Consider the following 3,309-nt stretch of genomic DNA (forward strand, 5'->3'; position numbering starts at 1 on the left):
CTGCCTTGGCGGCCGCCTTCTGCCCGGCCTCGCCAACATCACGGCCATTATGGAGGCGGGCATTGTCGCGATCGGCCAGCAGGACAACCGGCGTCGAGCCGCTGAACTGCCCGGCCCAGGCCACCAGGCCGCCAGCATTGTAGCCAACAACACCAGCCTGCCGCGTTGCCTGCACGACACTCGCGACGGTCTCGAACCCTTCACCGGCAACCCGGGCCTGGTCATGGCCACCGATCGGCACCGCTGCGCCAGCCGGCGGATGCAGCAGCCAGGCGCCCGAGGCCCCCAGCATCCGGCGGCCGATTTTTGCTCCGCCTTCGGTCAGATAGGTGCGCTGCACGCCGGTCAGCCGCACCCGGCCATCCTCATCCTGGCCGAACATCGGCGTCAGCATCACCACCGCCGCACCGGCCGCCACTTCCGCCGCATCATAGTTCGGATGCGGCCGGACCAGCCGCACATGGCTCATCAGCCAATCATCATCGAGGCCGCGCCCGCTGAGATAGGCCCGGGCTGACGCCCGCAGGGCCGCGGCCTCGTCCACGCGCGCCGCATGCGCTGTCCGCTGCTGCAACTTCTGCCCCGCAGACCCGTGCAAGCTCGGAGCGTGCAGCTCGCCAGTGCCCGGAATCGCCTCATCCCAGAGCTTCCCGGCAATGCTCTTGCGAAAGACGTTGCGCCGTATCTCGGCAGTACGCGCCGCCTTGGCCGCCTCGGGATCCAGCTCGACCGCCTCGGCTTTGACGCCCAGCCGGCGCACCAGGCTCTCGAACCGCCCGCCTTCGCTGGCGGCAAAGTCGGTCCATTGACCCGTTGTGGCGTTGACCGAAACCGTCCAGCTTTCCCCTCCGCGCCAGGTCGCTTGCAGGCGCAACCGGCCGCCGCTGGTCCGGTAGGGCACACCGGCGGCATCAAGCGCCGCCGCAACGTCGATCGCCCGGGGTTCCGCTGGCCGATCCTCGGCCGCCGGGCCACACGGCGGCACCGCCGGTTCACCGCCCCGCGCAATATCCGCCTGCCAGTCGGCCGCCAGCGCCGCATCCCGATCATACCCGGCCACCTCCTCCATCGGGGGCGGCACAAAATCTTCCGGCCAGGGCGGCGGGCCATCGGCCGCACTTCCCAGCTCGCCAAGCGCCGCCGCTTCGGCGGCAAGGGCCGCATCGCGATCCTCCGCCTCGTGCGCCTCAACAGCCTCTGGCGCTGCGGTCTGCGGAGTGATCGCGGGGGCCGCCTCGACTGGCGCGGCCGGCAGATCAAATCCGTCAGCCCGTTTGCCGGCAAGGAGGTTTTCCAGTTCCGCGCGGGTCGGCAACCGCATCGGATCAAGCCCAAACACTTCGGCAAGCGGCGTCACCGCGCGCTGATACTGTTTGCCCGCGATCTTCTCGCCATCCGCTCGATTGCCCGCCAGCAGCTCGGCAATCTCGTCACGGGTCAGCGGGCGCGACGTGTCGATCCCCAGCGCGGCGGCAACGGTGGGGTGCATATCCCGGCGGGGCTCGGGAATGGTGCCTGGGCGGGCCGCGTCCGTCGCGGTGGCCGCCGCGTTATCTTCCGCCGCTGCCGTGCCTGGCTGCCAAAGCCCGCCCTCGACGGTCATGCCGCGCTGATAATACGCCGCCATATCCTGCTCGAACCCCGGCAGTGTCATGGTCATCAGGTGATCCGCCATCTTTCCGGCGGCACCGGATGAAGTGGAGGCCGCACCGGCGCGGAACGTCAGCACGTCTCTCCGCCTGCCTCTGACTGCGATCCGTCGTCGTCCGGCTCGAGCGCCGTGGCCAGGCCACGCATCACCCCGGCCTCAACCTCTGCCCCCAACCCGTCCAGCGTTGTGCCGATTTGCAGGAGCGCGGTGGTCTGGTCGCGCAGCGCACCGGCGATCCGTGCCAGAGCTTCCTCAAGCGGGCTTTCTTCCGAAGGGGTCGCCAACTCGATCAGCCGTGCCAGCATTTGGCTGTGCGTGTTCTGCGTTTCGATCATCAGCCGCAGCGCCTGGATAACGGCATCGAGGCGGTCATCTTTCGGGGGCGACGGTGCGGTTTCGGGCTCTGGCATCGGGCGGAACTCCTGACGTTACCGTAGCGCCATTGTCACTTGCGCCGCAAGCTCCATAGGTGCAATGGTCTGTAACTTCTCTCCTGAACTTTCCGCCCGCACAGTGGCGGGGCTTTGGCGGGCTTCATGACGCGAATTTGCTGTGATTTTGCTGTGAATCTGGATCGGTATCGCCGCGACTATGGCGCGCATAATGCTGTGAATATGCTGCGGTTGTGCTGCGATCTATTGACGTTCTGAGGTTGAAATCGGTAGGATTCGCTATGCCCGCACCTGATCTCGATATTGAAAAGCTCGGTGCGGCGATGGCTTCCGGCCTTCGTCGGCGCTCCCCGTTGATGGTCTGGTTTATCGAGCACCACGACGAATTTGCCGCCCTCCTCGACAAGCATGGAGCACATTGGAAGGGGTTGGCGGAGCACTTCGCGGCGGCCGGGCTGGTCTCGCGCACGGGCCAGCCGCTCACGCCGCGCACGGTCGAAAATTATTGGCTGCGGGCGCGGCGCTTGGTCGCCAAGCAGCGGGCCGAAGGGCGCCCGGCTGCGGCGGCCCCGGTCAGCACGCCGGCGGCCGAACCGAAATTCGAGTTTGTGCGTTTGCGGAATGAGGGCCGGGGTGTTTCCGCCGCAGAACGCCAGGCCCTCGGCGATCCAACTGCTCCGGCTGACCAGGCGGCCCAGCCGGCACCCAAGTTTCAACGGTCATGGATGAGAAATGAGGGCCGCGGCGTTTCTGCTGCGGAACGCCGTGCCCTTGGCGATCCAACAGCTCCGGCCGATCCCGACGATCCGAAATGGAGAGGCGACAAATCCCGATAGGAGAATTTGATGACTGAGGCCCCCTCATCAGAAAAGAAACCCAACGGCGCCCACAAACCCACAACCCCCGTATTCCGCCCCGGCAGCTCGACCGCCGGGCTCAAGCCTGCGGAAATCAAACCGCTGCTGACCAGCGAGCAATCCAGCATCGAACCCGTCGCCCAGGGCCTCGATCTCGCCGATCGCCCCAAGATCATCCTGACGGCCGGCCGGGGCAAAACCGGCAAAACCACCTTCCTGCGCTGGATCGTGGAGATGGCGCAGCGGGACGGGAAAGCGCCGCTCCTGGCTGACATTGACCCCACCAACGCGACGTTCTCGACCTATTTCGGCGGGGTCGCTCGGCCGGACACCTTCAACCAGGCCGCCGTTCGCGACTGGCTCCAGGACTTCATGGAGTTCGCCATCGCCGAAAAACAAACCGCCATCA

3 protein-coding genes and 1 pseudogene are annotated in these 3,309 nt (G+C 66.7%); 2 read left to right on the top strand and 2 right to left on the bottom strand.

Annotation, left to right across the window (positions count from 1 at the left end; translation table 11 throughout):
* Both APM_RS19185 and APM_RS19190 read right to left on the bottom strand, forming a co-directional pair.
* Window positions 1-1,660: toprim domain-containing protein (locus tag APM_RS19185; RefSeq protein WP_241763228.1), on the bottom strand; the 1,660-nt coding region annotated here is incomplete at its 3' end.
* 62 nt (window positions 1,661-1,722) lie between these two features.
* Window positions 1,723-2,061: a hypothetical protein gene (locus tag APM_RS19190; RefSeq protein ID WP_007425055.1), complete on the bottom strand. Its 339-nt coding sequence runs from the start codon at window positions 2,059-2,061 to the stop codon at window positions 1,723-1,725.
* 263 nt (window positions 2,062-2,324) lie between these two features.
* Here APM_RS19190 and APM_RS19195 point away from each other — a divergent pair, with 263 nt between their 5' ends.
* Both APM_RS19195 and APM_RS19200 read left to right on the top strand, forming a co-directional pair.
* A complete protein-coding gene (locus APM_RS19195) occupies window positions 2,325-2,879 on the top strand; it encodes a hypothetical protein (protein ID WP_007425056.1) in 555 nt (184 codons plus the stop codon).
* A 9-nt stretch (window positions 2,880-2,888) separates the two neighbouring features.
* Window positions 2,889-3,309: pseudogene (locus tag APM_RS19200) on the top strand (hypothetical protein); the annotation flags it as partial.

The organism is Acidiphilium sp. PM (assembly GCF_000219295.1).
GTDB classification, from domain to species: domain Bacteria; phylum Pseudomonadota; class Alphaproteobacteria; order Acetobacterales; family Acetobacteraceae; genus Acidiphilium; species Acidiphilium multivorum.